The following is a 15,043-nucleotide window of genomic DNA, read 5'->3' as shown; positions in this document are numbered from 1 at the left end:
CCAATAGATCCTCCCCCTCTGGGGGAGGTGGCCCGAAGGGCCGGAGGGGGCCGGCCGTCAGGCCGGGATCACCCCCAGGTTCACGCTCACCGCCTTGGTCTTCAGGTAGGAGTCGATCCCCTCGCGCCCGAACTCGCGGCCCCAGCCCGACTGGCGGTTGCCGCCGAAGGGGGTCTCGGGGCTCAGGGCCGCGTGGATGTTGACGCCCACCTGGCCGCTGTCGATGGCGCGGGCCATGCGGTGGGCGCGCGACAGGTCCTTGGTCCAGACCGAGCCCGACAGGCCATAGGTCGTCGCGTTGATCGCCTTGAGGAGCGCCTCGTCATCGTCGTCGAAGCTCTGCACGCCCAGCACCGGCCCGAACACCTCCTCGCGCGCCAGGCGCATGTCGGGCGTCACGTCGGCATAGATGGTCGGGGCCACGTAATGGCCGGGGCCGGTCGGAACGCCGCCGGCATAGGCCAGGCGCGCGCCCTCGGCGGCCGCGGCCTCGACATGCTCGAGCACCCTGCCCTTCTGCCGGGCCGAGACCAGCGGACCGACCATCGTGGTCGGATCCAGGCCCGGGCCGACCTTCAGGTAGGCCGCCGTCTGGGCCAGCCCCTCCAGCACCGGCTCCAGCACCTTCTCGTGCACGAACAGGCGCGTGCCGGCCATGCAGTTCTGGCCCGACAGGAAGAAGCAGGCCATGGCCGCCGACGGGATGGCGTCGGCCAAGTCCGCGTCGGGGAAGATCACGAACGGCGACTTGCCGCCCAGTTCCAGGGTCACGCGCTTGAGGTCGTGGCTGACGGCGCGGACGATCTCCTTGCCCACGGCGGTCGAGCCGGTGAAGGTGATCTTGTCGACGCCCGGATGGGAGACCAGCGCCGCGCCGATCTCGTGGCCCAGGCCGTGGATCAGGTTGAACACCCCGGGCGGACCGCCGGCCTCCAGCCACAGCCGCGCCACCAGGATCGAGGTCAGCGGCGTCAGCTCGGCGCTCTTGAGCACCAAGGTGCAGCCCGAGGCCAGGGCCGGCGCCAGCTTCAGGATGATCATCGAGATCGGCACGTTCCACGGAACGATCGCCCCGACCACGCCCACCGGCTCGCGCACGGTGTAGACCAGAAGGTCCAGCGCCTCGCGGCCATTGGCCCGGGCCGGAATGGTCGAGCCCTCCAGCTTGGTGGCCAGGCCCGCGTAGTAGCGCACGTAGTCGGCGCAGAAGCCCTTGATGGTGGCGCCCGACAGCGCGATCGGCATGCCKTTCTCCAGCACCTCGACCTCGGACAGCTTGTCGGCGTCGCGCTCCAGGAGGTCGGCGAAGCGCAGCATGATGCGCGCACGGTCGGCGCCCGAGGTGCGGCTCCAGCCCTTGAACGCCTTGCGGGCGGCGGCGACTGCCAGGTCCAGGTCCTCGGCCGAGGTCGCGCGCACCGCGGCGATCACCTGCTCGGTCGCCGGGTTCTCGACCTCGATCAGGGTCTGTCCGCGGCCCTCGACGAAGGCCTCGCCGATCAGCTGGCCGTGGGCTTCGGCCAAGAAGGCCAGAGCCTCTCGCGAGGGGCCGAAGATCGCTGCGTCGCTGGCGTCCGCCATGGGAAACTCCGTCGAAGGAAACTGAAAGCTGTTGTGAAGCCCAGGCCGCCCTGCCGCCGCCTTCCCGCGCGCCCTCCCCGCCTGTCGATCAGCCCGCGCGAAGCGATGGCGCGCCGCGCGCGGGCCGTCGGATGCTCGACTGGGGACATTGGGGCCAATCGGCCCGGGGGATGTGAAGCGTGAGCGAAGTTCGGGACGAATTCCGCAGAGGCTGGCGCGTGGTGCTCGCGGCCGGGGTCGGGGTCGGCTGCGGCATCAGCCTGCAGCAATATGTCGGCTCGCTGTTCGTGAAGGCCCTGCAGGCCGATCTGGGCTGGACCCGCGGCCAGATCGCCCAGGCCCAGGGCGCGGCCCTGGCGGCCCTGTTCGTGGCCCCCGTGCTGGGCTGGCTGATCGACAAGGTCGGGGTCCGCCCCGTGGCGATGGTCTCCATCGGCCTGCTGGCGGCGGTCTATGCGATGCTGGCGGCCATGCCGCCGTCGCTGGGAGCCTTCTACGGCCTCTTCGCCTTGCTGGTGATCCTGGGCAGCGGCACCGGGCCGATCGGCTACACCCGGGCGGTCAACACCTGGTTCGAGAAGGGCCGCGGCCTGTCGCTGGGCCTGACCCTGACGGGGGTGTCGCTGGTCGCCGCGCTCAGCGCCCCGCTGCTGAACTTCGTCATCACCCATCACGGCTGGCGCGGCGGCTACGCGACGCTGGCGGGCCTGTCGCTGCTGGTCGCCTTGCCCACCGTGTTCCTGGCCCTGTGGGAGCGCCCCCGCTGGCTGGCAAGGAAAGGCGCGGCCGAGGGCGAGATCGCCGCCGCCCGGCAGGTTTCCCAGGTCGGCCTGACCGCCGGCCAGGCCCTGAAGACCGGCCGCTTCTGGATCCTGGCCCTGGCCATCCTGCTGGCCACGGCGGGCCTCACCGGCGTGATCAGCCAATTGCAGCCGATCCTCACCGACCAGGGGCTGGACGCCCAGGCCGCCGGCTGGCTGGTGGCCCTGCTGGCCGTCTCGGTGGCCCTGGGCCGCATCGTCGTCGGCTGGGCGGTCGACCGCTTCTGGGCCCCGATTCCCGCCGCCATCGCCCTGGTGCTGCCGGCGCTGGGCGTGGGCCTGCTGGCGATCGGGCACGGCCAGTGGCCGCTGGCGGTCCTGGCTGTGCTGCTGATCGGCGCGGCGCAGGGCGGCGAGGTCGACGTCGCCGCCTTCTTCGTCGCCCGCTATTTCGGCATGCGCTCGTACGGCGCGGTCTACGCCCTGATCGGCGTGGCGATCTCGCTGGGCGTGCCGATCGGCGCGATCGGCATCGGCGCGCTCTACGACCACGACGGCGGCTACGGCCGCGCCCTGGCGATCGCGGCCGCCGGCTTCGTCGCCAGCGGCGCGCTGATCCTCCTGATGGGACGCTATCCGCAATGGCAAACGCCCGAGCAGAACGCCTGAAGCGCCATCCCGCGCCGCTAGGCGGCGCGAGACAGGGGTTCGGACAGGTCGCGGCTGATGGCCGCCGCGGCGATCTTCAGCTTGTCGCCATACTGCTTGACGGCGTCGGGCATCTTCATCGACGAAGAGAAGAACACAAGCACCAGCGCCCCGCAGACGCCCTCGCTGTTGAAGATCGGCGCGCCGATCGACGAGGTCTTGCCGGGCGTCGCCGTGTAGGGGTTGCGCCCCTTGGTCGCCACGCCCGCCTCGATGATGTCGGCGAACATGCCGCCGGACTCGGCGTACTGCAGCGTCAGCGGATCAACCTGGCCCTCGCCGCGGCGATAGGCCTCCAGCACCGCCGCCTGCTCGTCGGGCGAGGCGAAGGCGAGATACGCCTTGCCGGCCGCGCTCTCCAGGATCGGCAGGGTGTAGCCCGGATAGTAGTTGTTCAGCGTCAGCGACGTCATCGTGTGGGTCGAGTCGCGGATCATCATCTGCTGGCCCACCCGCGTGGCGATCGACACGGGCCAGGTCACCTTGGCCGTCAGGTCGACGATGTGCGGTCGGGCGCAGGCCACCAGGCGATCGCTCTCCTGGAACCCGTGCGAAAGCGACTGCACCAGCATCGTCGGTCTATAGCGCTTCCGCGCCGGCTCCCGCTCGATCAGCTTCTCGTGCAGCAGCGTCTGCACGATGCGGCAGGCCGTCGGATAGGGAACGCCCGAGGTCTGGGCGATCTCCATCATCGACAGCGAACCACGCCGGTTGATCGCCTGCAGCACCGAGATGCAGCGGCTGATGGCCCTGATCGGCACACCTTTTTCCATCGAAACGCCTCCTCCAGATTCACGCGAACTCCAGACCGCGGCGGCGGGGGTCTGGCGGAAACCACGTCCCGACTATCCGTTCGCCGGATAGCGCAACGAAGCCCCGCAACGGTCGGAGTCGTCTTTTGTGCGTCGCCTGCTCTTTCGCAGGGCGGATATTTGACCACGCGGTCAACGAAGTGGCAATTCGTGGATTTACGGTCAGGCTCACATAACGTCGGAGCCCGAAATGAGCGCTGAAACTTCCGCAACGTCAGCCGACGAGTCCTTGTATCTTCAGCGCTTTCAGGCCGCCGCCAATGCGCCGCAGGAGACCTACGACACGCTCGAACCCGTGCCCGGCGCCGCCGGCCGCACGCTGATTCCCGCCGCCTCGCCGGCCACGATCGACGCCGCCGCCCTCGACGCCGCCGAGGCCTACGCCCAGCAAAGCAACGCCAAGGCCTTCATGGTCTGGCGCGACGGCGTGCTGGAGCGCGAGACCTACTTCGCCGGCGCGACCCGCCCCTCGCTGCTGGCGTCGAAATCGCTGGCCAAGCCGCTGACCGCCGTCGCCATCGGCCGGGCTCTCGACCTGGGCGTCATCAAGTCGCTGGACCAGTCGCTGGCCGACTTCATCACCGAGTGGAAGGGCACGCCCAAGGCCGACATCCTGGTGCGCCACACGCTGGACATGCGCACCGGCTTCCTGCCGCAGGGCTTCAGCACCGATCCGGCCGACGTGCTGAACCGGGCCTATCTGCACCCGCGCCACGACGACATCCTGATCAACGACTACCCGCTCGTGAACCCGCCGGGCAGCCGCTATGACTACGCCAACGCCACCTCCGAACTGGTGGCCCTGCTCATCGAGCGCGCCACCGGCCGCCGCTACGCCGAGTTCATCTCCGAAGAGGTGCTGAAGCCCATCGACGCGCCCGGGGGACAGATCTGGGTCGACCGTCCGGGCGGCCTGGCGCATTCGGGCTGCTGCATCCTGCTGCCGGCCGAAAGCTGGCTGCGCCTGGCCATCCTGCTGATCGACGACGGCGTGCACGATGGAAAGCGCCTGCTGCCCGAGGGCTATGTCGGAGAGATGCGCACCCCGACCGAGCAGAACCCGCACTACGGCCTGGGCGTCTATATCGGGGCCCCGTACGTCGAGCGCCGCGGCTGGGCCGCGCCGGACACGCCCTGGCCCAAGATCCTGCACAGCCAGCCCTACGCCGCCGAGGATCTCTATCTCTTCTGCGGCAACTCCAACCAGGTGGTCTACATCGTGCCGTCCAAGCGGCTGATCGTCCTGCGGGTGGGCGACGCCCCGCCCAAAACTCCTGAGTGGGACAACAGCGTCCTGCCCAACCTGATCCTGCGGGGGCTCTAGCGGCGGCGCACGAGGGCGACCCGGGCGATCAGCTTGCGCACGTCGCCCTCCTCCACTCCGTCGCGGCGCATCAGAAGGCGCACGATGGGCTCGGAGAGCAGTTCGTCGAGAGAAGGCGGCGGGTCGTCCAGACCCCGGTCGTCGCGCATGGGGCGCTCCTTTTCGGGCGGGGCGTCCCTCTCGCATTATTGAGATTGAATCGCAACTACTATCCAGGAGCGACGAACGCGACGTGGTCGGCGGGCCTGTCGGCTGCTATCAGCCAGGCATCCGACCAAGAGGCCGCCATGACCGATTTCCCCGTCACCATCTTTCACAATCCCAAGTGCGGCACCTCGCGCAACACGCTGGCGATCATCGAGGCGGCCGGCTACGCGCCGACCGTGGTCGAGTACCTGAAGGCCGGCTGGACGCTGGAACAGTTGAAGGACCTGGCCGCCCGCACGGGCCTGGGCGCCCGCGGCCTGCTGCGCGTCAAGGGCACGCCGGCCGAGGAGCTGGGCCTGACCGGTCCGGCCGCCACGGACGATGCGATCCTGGCGGCGATGGTCGAGCATCCGATCCTGGTCGAGCGCCCGATCGTCGTCACGCCCAAGGGCGCCGTGCTCGCCAGGCCCAAGGAAAAGGTGCTGGAAATCCTCGACCGTCACCCTCCGGCGGATGCATTCTGATCCGTGGTCGGACGTTTACCCGCCGCCTGTCGCAAATCTGTCGTCGAACTGTGACAAATAGCCGACCTCGCCGCCGCTAATCTGCGGTCGACGAGGTCGGAGACCATTCCCCCCGAAAGGTCCGCCCGACACGTCCAAGATTCCAATGGCCCCAAGCCGACCCATCAGGATGTCGTCCATGAAAGCCTTCCTCGGAGCCGCCGCCGCGCTCGGCCTGCTGGCCCTGGCTCCCAGCGCCCACGCCGCCCGCGACTACGTCTGGGCCGCCGGCTCGTCGACCGTCTTCCCGTTCAGCACCCGCGTCGCCGAGAACTTCGCCAAGAAGACCGGCAAGAAGTCGCCCAAGGTCGAGAGCCTCGGCACCGGCGGCGGCATCAAGATGTTCTGCGGTGGCATGGGCGAAGGCTTCCCCGACATCGCCAACGCCTCGCGTCCGATGAAGAAGTCCGAGTACGAGGCCTGCAAGGCCAAGGGCGTCAAGGACATCATCGAGATCAAGATCGGCTTCGACGGCATCGTCATCGCGATGGACAAGAAGTCGCCTGACTACAACTTCAAGCTCGAACACCTCTATCTGGGCCTGGCCCAAAACGCCCTGCGCGGCGGCCAGTTCGTCAGCAACCCCTACAAGACCTGGAAGGACGTGGGCGCCGGCCTGCCGGCCAACCGCATCCTGGTCTACGGTCCCCCGCCCACCTCGGGCACCCGTGACGCCTGGGTCGAGCTGGCCATCGAAGGCGGCGCCAAGAAGTTCCCGACCGCCAAGGCGCTGCACGACAGCGACGAGAAGGGCTTCAAGGCCAAGGTCGACCCGATGCGCAAGGACGGCGCCTGGATCGACGCCGGCGAGAACGACAACGCCATCGTCGGCACCCTGACCAAGACCCCCGGCGCGCTCGGCGTCTTCGGCTTCTCGTTCCTCGAAGAGAACGCCAACGTCATCAAGGGCGCCAGCGTCAACGGCGTGAAGCCCACCCCGCAGACGATCGCCAACGGCACCTACCCCGTGTCGCGCTCGCTCTTCATCTACGTGAAGAAGGGCCAGGTCGGCGTAACCCCGGGCCTGAAGGAATTCCTCAGCGAGTTCGTCTCCGACGCCGCGACCGGCCGCGGCGGCTACCTGCAGGGCCGCGGCCTGATCCCGCTGCCGCCCGCGCAGCACGAAGCCGCCAAGGCCACGGCCAGCAAGCTGACCCTGATGGCTCCGCCCAAGGGCTGATCGGCAGGTCGAACCTTCCAGAAGCCGCCCCGTCCGGACCTCCGGACGGGGCGTTTTTCTTTGCGCTCCCCTGCGGCCAAAGCGCCGCAGTCGGCGCTAATCGTCGGCCGCCCCTTGCGTTTCTTGGCGGTTTGGCGTCTTAACGCGCCCTTGCAAATGTCCTCGCTGGCTCAAACGCCTCGTTTTGGCGGCCGGAGAGGTTTATTTTCATGACAAGTGACCAATCAGACGGGTCCGGGACAACGGGGTCGTAATTTGGTCGTGGCGCAGGCCGCGGGCGTTTTTTGTGTGCGCGCCGCCTGCAGGATCGAACTGGACCAAGATGCCCTTCCCCGCCTCCCACCCCGCTCTTGAGCGGGCCCTCGCTGCTCAGGGTTACGCCGAGCCCACCCCCGTCCAAGCCGCCGTGCTGGACGCCGAAGCCGAAGGCCGCGACCTGCTGGTCAGCGCCCAGACCGGCTCGGGCAAGACCGTCGCCTTCGGCCTGGCCGCCGCCACCACCCTGCTGGGCGAAGCCGAGACCTTCGACCGCGCCGCCCTGCCCCAGGCGCTGGTCATCGCCCCGACTCGCGAACTGGCCATGCAGGTGAACCGCGAGCTGACCTGGCTCTACGCCGAAGCCAAGGCCGTGGTCGTCAACTGCGTCGGCGGCATGGACGCCCGTCGCGAGCAGCGCGCGCTGAACTACGGCGCCCACATCGTCGTCGGCACTCCGGGCCGCCTGCGCGACCACATCGAACGCGGCCACCTGGACCTGTCGGAACTGAAGGTCGCCGTCCTCGACGAGGCCGACGAGATGCTCGACATGGGCTTCCGCGAGGACCTCGAGTTCATCCTCGACGCCGCCTCGGCCGAACGCCGCACCCTGCTGTTCTCGGCGACCCTGGCCCGCGACATCATCGCCCTGGCCAAGAACTACCAGAACGACGCCTATCGGATCGACACGATCGACCGTAACGAGCCGCACCGCGACATCGAGTATCGCGCCGTGCGCGTGGCGCCGAACGAGACCGAGCACGCGGTCGTCAACCTGCTGCGCTACTTCGAAAGCCCCGGCGCGATGGTGTTCGCCAACACCCGCGAGAGCGTCCGTTCGCTGCACGCCAAGCTGCGCGAGCGCGGCTTCGACGTCGTCGGCCTTTCGGGCGAGCTGTCGCAACGCGAACGCGCCGACGCCCTGCAGGCCCTGCGCGACGGTCACGCCCGCGTCTGCGTGGCCACCGACGTCGCCGCCCGCGGCCTGGACCTGCCCGACCTCGGCCTGGTGATCCACGCCGAACTGCCGATCAACAAGGCCACCCTGCTGCACCGTTCGGGCCGCACCGGTCGCGCCGGCAAGAAGGGCGTTTCCGCCCTCGTCGTGCCCTACACCCGTCGTCGCAAGGCCGAGCAACTGCTGTTCGCCGCCGGCGTCGAAGGCGTCTGGGGCGGCGCGCCGAGCGCCGACGAGATCCGCGCCAAGGACACCGAGCGCCTTCTCGACGACCCGATCTTCGCCGAGACCTCCAACGAGGAAGATCTGGCCCTGGCCGAGGCCATGCTGGCCAAGCGCACGCCGACCGAGATCGCCGCGGCCCTGATCCGCACCCGCCGCGCCAAGCTGCCGGCGCCGGAAGAAATCTACGACGATCCGCGCCACGGCGCCGATCCGGGCCCGCGTTCGCGCGAACCGCGTGAGCCCCGCGACTTCGGCGACCGTCCCGAGCGCGAGCCGCGCACGAGCATGGAAGGCTCGGAGTGGTTCCGCATCAGCGTCGGCCGTCGCGGCAACGCCGATCCCAAGTGGCTGATCCCGCTGATCTGCCGCCAGGGCCACATCACCAAGAAGGACATCGGTTCGATCCGGATCTTCGACTACGACAGCAAGTTCGAGATCTCGGCCGAGGCGGCGGTGAAATTCGGCGCGGCGGTGCAGACCACCGTGCGCGAGGACGTCCAGATCACCCCGACCACGGCGCCGGCCCCGCGCGGCCCGCGCCGCGAATTCGACGGCGACGCCCCGCGTCCGCCGCGTGGTCCCCGTCCGCCCCGCGAGGATGGCGAAGATCGTCCGCGCCGCGAGTTCAAGCCGCGTCCGCCCCGCGACGAAGCCCCGCGTCCGTACGACCCGCAAGGTTCTGACGAGCGTCCGAAGCGCGCCTTCAAGCCCCGCCACGACGGCGCCGAGGGCGGCCCGCCCAAGCGTGACTTCAAGTCGCGCGACGAGGCGCCGCGTCCGTACAAGAGCCGCGACAACGCCGACGGCCCGCGTGAATACAAGCCGCGCGCTCCGAAGGCGTTCGGCGACGCGCCGGCCAAGCCGTTCAAGGGCAAGCCCGCCTTCGGCGACAAGCCGGCCTTCAAGGGCCCCAAACCCTTTAAAGCCAAGGGCGAGTTCGGCGGCAAGCCGTTCAAGAAGAAGTAAAAGCGTGGGCCGCCTCTCCTTCGAGAGGCGGCCCAACGTCTTTATGGAGGCGAGCGCTGAGACGCGGAGGTTTCAGCGCAGGCGGAGGGTCTCTAGACCGCCTGCCCCGCGCACCAGCCCGACGCCCAGGCCCACTGGAAATTGTAGCCGCCCAGCCAGCCGGTGACGTCGACGACCTCGCCGATGAAATAGAGGCCCGGCGCGGCTTTGGCCTCCATCGAGCGTGAATCCAGGCCGTCGGTGTCGACGCCGCCCAGCGTCACCTCGGCCGTACGATAGCCCTCCGACCCCACGGGCTTGAAGGTCCAGCTGTTCACCACGCCGGCGACCCGGGCCAGCACCTTGTCGGAGCAGTCGGCGATGTTGCCGCCGATCCCCTCGTCCTCGACGATCTTCTGGGCCAGCCGCTTGGGCACGATCTCGCCGAGCACGGTGTGCAGCGCCCGACGCCCGTTGGCCGAGCGCTCGGCCTTGAGGGTGGCGAAGACGTCGACGCCCGGCGCCATGTCGACGGTGATCTCGCCRCCCTCGCGCCAGTAGGACGAGATCTGCAGGATCGAGGGCCCCGAAAGGCCCCGATGCGTGAACAGCATGCCTTCCCGGAACTTGGTCTTGCCGCTGGCGACCACGGCGTCGACCGAGACGCCCGACAACGGCGACAGGCGCTCCAGCGTTCGGGCCTCGAAGGTCAGCGGCACCAGGGCCGGGCGCGGCTCGATGATGGCGAGGCCAAACTGACGGGCGATGTCGTAGCCGACGCCCGTCGCGCCCATCTTCGGGATCGACTTGCCGCCGGTCGCCACCACGAGCGAGGCGCAGGCGACGGGGCCGCTGGACAGTTCGACGACGAAGCCTTCGCCCTGCCGGTCGACACCCTGGATGGCGGTCTCCAGGCGCAGCACGACGCCGGCCTCGTCCATCTCCGACAGCAGCATGGCGATGATCTCCTTGGAGGAGCCGTCGCAGAACAGCTGGCCCAGCGTCTTCTCGTGGAAGGCGATGCCGTGCTTCCTGACCAGTTCGATGAAGTTGGCCGGGCGATAGCGGCGCAGGGCCGAGACGCAGAACTTCGGGTTGGCCGACAGGAAGTTGGCCGGCGCGGCGCCGACATTGGTGAAGTTGCAGCGGCCGCCGCCACTGATGCGGATCTTCTCGCCGGCCGCCTTGGCGTGATCGACGATCAGCACCCTGCGCCCGCGCTTGCCGGCCTCGATGGCGCACATCATGCCGGCCGCGCCCGCTCCGAGCACCACGACGTCGAACTGTTCCAAGACCCGGCCCTTTCGATTGAGCGCGCCAAGGACGGGTGCGCGGGGGAAAAGTCAATGCGAACCGAACGTTGACGCCTCAATCCGTCGGAGCGATCCTTGATCCATGGCCGACGGCGCTGACATCCACCTCGATCCCGAACGCGCCGAGCGCCTGCGCCTGGCTGCCGAAGCAGCGGGCATGACGCCGGAAGCCTTCGCGATCAGCGCCATCGACAGCGCGATTGACGACGACTGGCTCGAAGCTATCGCGTCGCTCGAAGACTACGAACGCACGGGCGTCTCCTATCCCGCCGAAGAAATTCTCGCCGAATTCCGCGCCAACGTCGAAACCCGTCTGGCCGCCCGGAAATGAAGAGAACGGTTCGGCTGACCGAGAAGGCTCGCCGCGACCTTTCAAGACTTGAAGATTTTCTCGTCGACAGGAACCCTGACGCCGCCAGCCGCATGGCGGAAACCTTGGTCGCGGCAATCCTGTCGCTCGCCGAACATGCAGAGCGAGGCCAGACCGGTCGTGGCGGTCTCCGGCGGATCAGCGCGCCCTTCGGCAACTCCGGTTACGTCGTCTGGTACCGCGTCTTCGTCACCGACGTCATCGTCGTACGTATCAAGCACGCCCGCGAGCGCTGAGCCCTACCCGGCCATCCGATAGCCCCGCGCCTCCCTCGCGGTCGACACCCGGAAGCGGCTCGTCATTTCCACCAGGCCGACGATCTCGCTCTTGAGGGCGTGGGCGACGGCGTTGGCTTCCTCGACCATGGCCGCGTTCTGCTGCACGCCCTGGTCCATCTGGTTGACGGCGGCATTGACCTCGTTGAGGCCCGTGGCCTGTTCGCCGGCCGAGGCGGCCAGCTCGCGGACCAGGGCGTCGATCTCGCCCACCTTGAAGACGATGCCCTCCAGCGCCTCGCCGGTCTGGCCGACCAGCTTGACGCCCTCGTCGACCTGACGAGCTGAGGTCGAGATCAGCGTCTTGATCTCCTTGGCGGCGTCGGCCGAGCGCTGGGCCAGGGCGCGGACTTCCTGGGCGACAACCGCGAAGCCGCGTCCAGCCTCGCCCGCCCGCGCGGCCTCGACGCCGGCGTTCAGGGCCAGCAGGTTGGTCTGGAAGGCGATCTCGTCAATGACGCCGATGATCTGGCCGATCTGGCGTGAGGAGCTTTCGATCCCGGTCATGGCCTCGACCGCGCCGCGCACCACCTGGCCCGAGCGCTCGGCGTCGCCGCGGGCCGAGCCGACCACGCGGGCCGCTTCGCCCGCCCCCTGCGAGGCCCGGCGGACGGTGGCGGTGATCTCGTCGAGGGCCGCGGCGGTCTCTTCCAGGCCGGCGGCCTGCTGCTCGCTGCGGCGGGCGGTCTGGTCGGCGGCCGCGGCGATCTCGTCGGAGCCTCGGCCGATGCCGTCGACGGCCGCCAGGATCTGGCCCATGGCCTCGTCGAGATCGCCCATGGCGGCGTTGAAGTCGTCGCGCAGCTGGCGATAGCCGTCCGGGAAGGCCTCGGTGACCCGCACCGTCAGGTCGCCGCGCGACAGGCGCGACAGGCCCTGGGCGATGGCCTGCATGACGAAGGCCTGCTCACGGGCGGCGGCCTCGCGGGCGGCTTCGCTGCGACCGCGCTCCTCGTCGCCGGCGGCCCGGGAGCGGGCCTGCTCGGCCTGGGCGTCGCGCAGAGCCACGGCGTTGTCCTTGAACACCTGGACGGCCCTGGCCATCAGGCCCACCTCGTCGCGACGGCCGGCGCCGGCCACGGCGGCCTCGAGCCGTCCCTCCGCCAGGTCGTTCATGGCCCGCGACAGCCCCGCCACCGGCCGCGAGATCTTCACCGCGCCGATCCAGAGCGCGAAGGCCACGCCCCCCAGGGCCGCCGCGACGCCGAACAGCAGGGTCAACAGCACGCCGCGCTCGGCCTTGGACCGGGCGGCCGTGACCATGGCGTCGGTTTCCTCGTGATAGGCGTCGCCCCAGGCCTTCACGTCCTTGGCCAGGCCATCGATGGCCGGATCCATGGCGGCCAGATGCGACATGGCACCGGTGTCATCATTAGCCAAACCTTTGTCGGCCGCGCCGCGCGCCTCGGCGTAGAGGGCGTCGATACGCGCCCGGAAGCCCTCGGCCTTCTCGGTGATCGCCGGGTCGAAGCCTGTCATCTTGTCGAGGCTGTCCTTGCCCTCGGCATAGACCTTGTCGAGCTCCTTGGAGGCGGCCGCGGCCTGCGCCGAGGCGCCGTCGTAGGTGACCGTGCGGTGGGCGGCATGGCCCATCATGGCCAGGCGACGGCTGAAGCGGGCCGACTGCACCTCGGCAGGAGCGCGGTGCTCGACCAGGCGGCTGGTGGCCGCATCCAGGCTCTTCTGCTGCCAGACGCCCAGGCCGGTGCAGCCGAGCACGGCCGCGCCCAGCACGACGGCCGGCAAGGCGACCTTCGACGCGATCTTGAGATCGTCGAGCTTCATGTTCGTTTCCCCCCGGATGTTTGTCTGGTCCGCGCCGGATTCGCGGTAGTCGAACGCAGTTTTTCGGCTGCAGCGTAAAAACCCGGTTAAGTCGCTTGACCCCCGCGCTCACGGCTGTAGGACGCACGGCCCCTCCCCGGCCCGAGCTTTTCCCATGACGTCCGCCGTCCAGCCGACGATCGGCATCGATTTTGGCACCACCAACACCGTCGTCGCGATCGCCGACGGAACCGGTCCCGCGCGCCTGGTGCGCTTTCCCGTCGGCGAGAAGGACATCTTCGCGTTCCGATCGGCCCTGAGCTTCCATTCGCTGGCCGGACCGGACGGCGCTCCCAGCGAGCGCGTCATCGAGGCCGGTCCCTGGGCGATCGAGGCCTATGTCGAGGATCCGCTGGAAACGCGCTTCGTCCAGTCGTTCAAGACCTTCGCGGCCAGCGCGGCCTTCACCGAGACCCGCATCCTCGACAAGCGCTACCTGTTCGAAGACCTCCTGGCCGCCTTCCTGTTCAAGCTGCGCGACCATGCCGGCGGCCAGATGAGCGACCTGCCGCCGCGGGTGATCGTCGGCCGGCCGGTGACCTTCGCCGGCGGCAATCCCGACGAGGCCCTGGCCCTGCGCCGCTACGAGGCCGCGTTCGAGCGGCTCGGCTTCTCCGACATCCGCTACGCCCACGAACCGGTCGGCGCGGCGTTCTTCTTCGCCCGTCAGCTGAAGGAGGACGCCACGGTGCTGGTGGCCGACTTCGGCGGCGGCACCAGCGACTTCTCGATCGTGCGGTTCGAGCGCCACGGGGGCCAGTTGCGCTCGGTGCCCCTGGCCCGTTCGGGCGTCGGCGTGGCCGGCGACGCCTTCGACTACCGGATCATCGACAACGTCGTCTCGCCGGAGCTGGGCAAGGGCAGCCTGTACAAGGCCATGTCCAGCCGCCTGCCGATCCCGCAGCGCTACTACACCGCCTTCGCCCGCTGGGACCAGCTGGCCCTGCTGCGGGCGTCCAAGGACATGCGCGACATCCGCGCCCTGGAGCGCACCGCGGTCGAGCCGGAGAAGATCGCCCGGCTGATCGAGGTGCTCGACGACAACCACGGCTACGCCCTCTACCGCTCGGTCTCGGGCCTGAAGGAGGCGCTGTCGAGCCAGGAGAGCGCGCGGTTCTCGTTCAAGGCCGGCTCGGTGGAGATCGAGCGCGAGGTGGCCCGCGAGGAGTTCGAGGGCTGGATCGCCCCGGAACTGAAGGCCATCGAGACGGCCGTGGACCAGGCCCTGGAGCGTTCGGGCCTGGCCGCGCAGGGCGTCGACCGCGTGTTCCTGACCGGCGGCTCGTCGTTCGTGCCGGCCGTGCGGGACATCTTCCTGCGCCGGTTCGGGGCCGAACGGATCGAGAGCGGCGGCGAGTTCGAGTCGATCGCCTCGGGCTTGGCCCTGATCGGGCATGAGACGGATCTCGACCTGTGGAGCGAACGCGCGCCGGGGTGAGGCCTTCAGCAACCTCCCCCACGGGGGAGGTTCCTTGAGGGTTGGGATCTTAACGCCGGCGCTACCCCCCTCCGGCCCTCCGGGCCACCTCCCCCAGAGGGGGAGGATCTATTGGCGYYGGCGCTCTTCRAGATGCTCCCCCCCTCTGGGGGAGCTGTCGCGGAGCGACTGAGGGGGWCGGCGCAGGCAYRGGTTCTCGTGCTCCCGCGTTCGCACGCGTTAGKTCGGGGAGGCGCGGAGCGGCCGGGCGRAGCCCGGGGACCGTRKRTTTGTTTAGCGTTTCGGCTTCGTCGACCGCTMCGCCGCGTCGTTATTCCGGAGGGCCGGAGGCGCGGGTGCTGTTTCAACCCTGGACCCGGCTGTC

General features: G+C 69.4%; 13 protein-coding genes. 8 read left to right on the top strand and 5 right to left on the bottom strand.

All coding sequences use genetic code 11. The features are described from left to right. Positions 1-57: 57 nt before the first annotated feature. Positions 58-1,581, bottom strand: coding sequence for an aldehyde dehydrogenase family protein (locus tag AC1DCG_RS23675; RefSeq protein ID WP_477041707.1), 1,524 nt, complete (start codon positions 1,579-1,581; stop codon positions 58-60). Positions 1,582-1,760: 179 nt separating this feature from the next. Between AC1DCG_RS23675 and AC1DCG_RS23670 the strand changes: the two genes are divergently transcribed. After that, a complete protein-coding gene (locus AC1DCG_RS23670) occupies positions 1,761-3,011 on the top strand; it encodes an MFS transporter (RefSeq protein ID WP_477037181.1) in 1,251 nt (416 codons plus the stop codon). A gap of 17 nt (positions 3,012-3,028) precedes the next feature. Here AC1DCG_RS23670 and AC1DCG_RS23665 read toward each other — a convergent pair whose 3' ends face one another. Beyond that, positions 3,029-3,823 carry an IclR family transcriptional regulator domain-containing protein gene (locus AC1DCG_RS23665; protein ID WP_477029201.1) on the bottom strand — a complete coding sequence of 265 codons (795 nt, stop codon included), beginning with the start codon at positions 3,821-3,823 and terminating at the stop codon, positions 3,029-3,031. Positions 3,824-4,052: 229 nt separating this feature from the next. Here AC1DCG_RS23665 and AC1DCG_RS23660 point away from each other — a divergent pair, with 229 nt between their 5' ends. Further along, complete coding sequence (locus AC1DCG_RS23660) at positions 4,053-5,186, top strand: serine hydrolase domain-containing protein (RefSeq protein WP_477037180.1); 1,134 nt, start codon at positions 4,053-4,055, stop codon at positions 5,184-5,186. Here the strand turns inward: AC1DCG_RS23660 and AC1DCG_RS23655 are convergent. Next, positions 5,183-5,335 carry a hypothetical protein gene (locus AC1DCG_RS23655; protein ID WP_165256128.1) on the bottom strand — a complete coding sequence of 51 codons (153 nt, stop codon included), beginning with the start codon at positions 5,333-5,335 and terminating at the stop codon, positions 5,183-5,185. The two genes, AC1DCG_RS23660 and AC1DCG_RS23655, sit on opposite strands and share 4 nt — an antisense overlap. Before the next feature lie 138 nt (positions 5,336-5,473). On the opposite strand from AC1DCG_RS23655, the gene arsC reads away from it, so the two are divergent. From arsC to AC1DCG_RS23640, 3 genes are all read left to right on the top strand, one after another. Next, positions 5,474-5,857 carry an arsenate reductase (glutaredoxin) gene (arsC, locus tag AC1DCG_RS23650; protein WP_477029204.1) on the top strand — a complete coding sequence of 128 codons (384 nt, stop codon included), beginning with the start codon at positions 5,474-5,476 and terminating at the stop codon, positions 5,855-5,857. A 178-nt stretch (positions 5,858-6,035) separates the two neighbouring features. Continuing rightward, entirely contained in the window at positions 6,036-7,076 is a 1,041-nt protein-coding gene (locus tag AC1DCG_RS23645) for a substrate-binding domain-containing protein (protein ID WP_165256132.1), read from the top strand. 322 nt (positions 7,077-7,398) lie between these two features. After that, complete coding sequence (locus tag AC1DCG_RS23640) at positions 7,399-9,480, top strand: DEAD/DEAH box helicase (RefSeq protein ID WP_477037179.1); 2,082 nt, start codon at positions 7,399-7,401, stop codon at positions 9,478-9,480. 92 nt (positions 9,481-9,572) lie between these two features. Here AC1DCG_RS23640 and AC1DCG_RS23635 read toward each other — a convergent pair whose 3' ends face one another. Then, the gene (locus tag AC1DCG_RS23635) at positions 9,573-10,751 is read right to left on the bottom strand and encodes a BaiN/RdsA family NAD(P)/FAD-dependent oxidoreductase (RefSeq protein ID WP_477037178.1); all 1,179 of its coding nucleotides are present in this window, start codon (positions 10,749-10,751) and stop codon (positions 9,573-9,575) included. A gap of 103 nt (positions 10,752-10,854) precedes the next feature. On the opposite strand from AC1DCG_RS23635, the gene AC1DCG_RS23630 reads away from it, so the two are divergent. Next, the gene (locus AC1DCG_RS23630; protein ID WP_477029207.1) at positions 10,855-11,103 is read left to right on the top strand and encodes a hypothetical protein; all 249 of its coding nucleotides are present in this window, start codon (positions 10,855-10,857) and stop codon (positions 11,101-11,103) included. Beyond that, on the top strand, positions 11,100-11,378 hold the full coding sequence (locus AC1DCG_RS23625; RefSeq protein WP_477037177.1) for a type II toxin-antitoxin system RelE/ParE family toxin: 279 nt from the start codon (positions 11,100-11,102) through the stop codon (positions 11,376-11,378). The genes AC1DCG_RS23630 and AC1DCG_RS23625 overlap by 4 nt, the downstream gene beginning before the upstream one ends. Positions 11,379-11,381: 3 nt before the next feature. Here the strand turns inward: AC1DCG_RS23625 and AC1DCG_RS23620 are convergent, their stop codons facing one another. Then, positions 11,382-13,202 (bottom strand): methyl-accepting chemotaxis protein, encoded by a 1,821-nt coding sequence (locus tag AC1DCG_RS23620; protein ID WP_477029209.1) that lies wholly within the window; start codon positions 13,200-13,202, stop codon positions 11,382-11,384. A gap of 154 nt (positions 13,203-13,356) precedes the next feature. Here AC1DCG_RS23620 and AC1DCG_RS23615 point away from each other — a divergent pair, with 154 nt between their 5' ends. Next, positions 13,357-14,679 carry an Hsp70 family protein gene (locus tag AC1DCG_RS23615; protein ID WP_477029210.1) on the top strand — a complete coding sequence of 441 codons (1,323 nt, stop codon included), beginning with the start codon at positions 13,357-13,359 and terminating at the stop codon, positions 14,677-14,679. The last annotated feature ends 364 nt before the right edge of the window (positions 14,680-15,043 follow it).

It is taken from the genome of Caulobacter sp. 10L414, assembly GCF_056395525.1.
Note: the sequence above shows the minus strand (reverse complement) of the source record. Positions and strands in the feature narration are given on the sequence as shown.

Coding starts and splice junctions, on each gene's coding strand:
- AC1DCG_RS23665 (WP_477029201.1), bottom strand. CDS start 3,823: ATGGAAAAAGGTGTGCCGATCAGGGCCATCAGCCGCTGCATCTCGGTG.
- AC1DCG_RS23660 (WP_477037180.1), top strand. CDS start 4,053: ATGAGCGCTGAAACTTCCGCAACGTCAGCCGACGAGTCCTTGTATCTT.
- AC1DCG_RS23655 (WP_165256128.1), bottom strand. CDS start 5,335: ATGCGCGACGACCGGGGTCTGGACGACCCGCCGCCTTCTCTCGACGAA.
- arsC (WP_477029204.1), top strand. CDS start 5,474: ATGACCGATTTCCCCGTCACCATCTTTCACAATCCCAAGTGCGGCACC.
- AC1DCG_RS23645 (WP_165256132.1), top strand. CDS start 6,036: ATGAAAGCCTTCCTCGGAGCCGCCGCCGCGCTCGGCCTGCTGGCCCTG.
- AC1DCG_RS23640 (WP_477037179.1), top strand. CDS start 7,399: ATGCCCTTCCCCGCCTCCCACCCCGCTCTTGAGCGGGCCCTCGCTGCT.
- AC1DCG_RS23630 (WP_477029207.1), top strand. CDS start 10,855: ATGGCCGACGGCGCTGACATCCACCTCGATCCCGAACGCGCCGAGCGC.
- AC1DCG_RS23625 (WP_477037177.1), top strand. CDS start 11,100: ATGAAGAGAACGGTTCGGCTGACCGAGAAGGCTCGCCGCGACCTTTCA.
- AC1DCG_RS23620 (WP_477029209.1), bottom strand. CDS start 13,202: ATGAAGCTCGACGATCTCAAGATCGCGTCGAAGGTCGCCTTGCCGGCC.
- AC1DCG_RS23615 (WP_477029210.1), top strand. CDS start 13,357: ATGACGTCCGCCGTCCAGCCGACGATCGGCATCGATTTTGGCACCACC.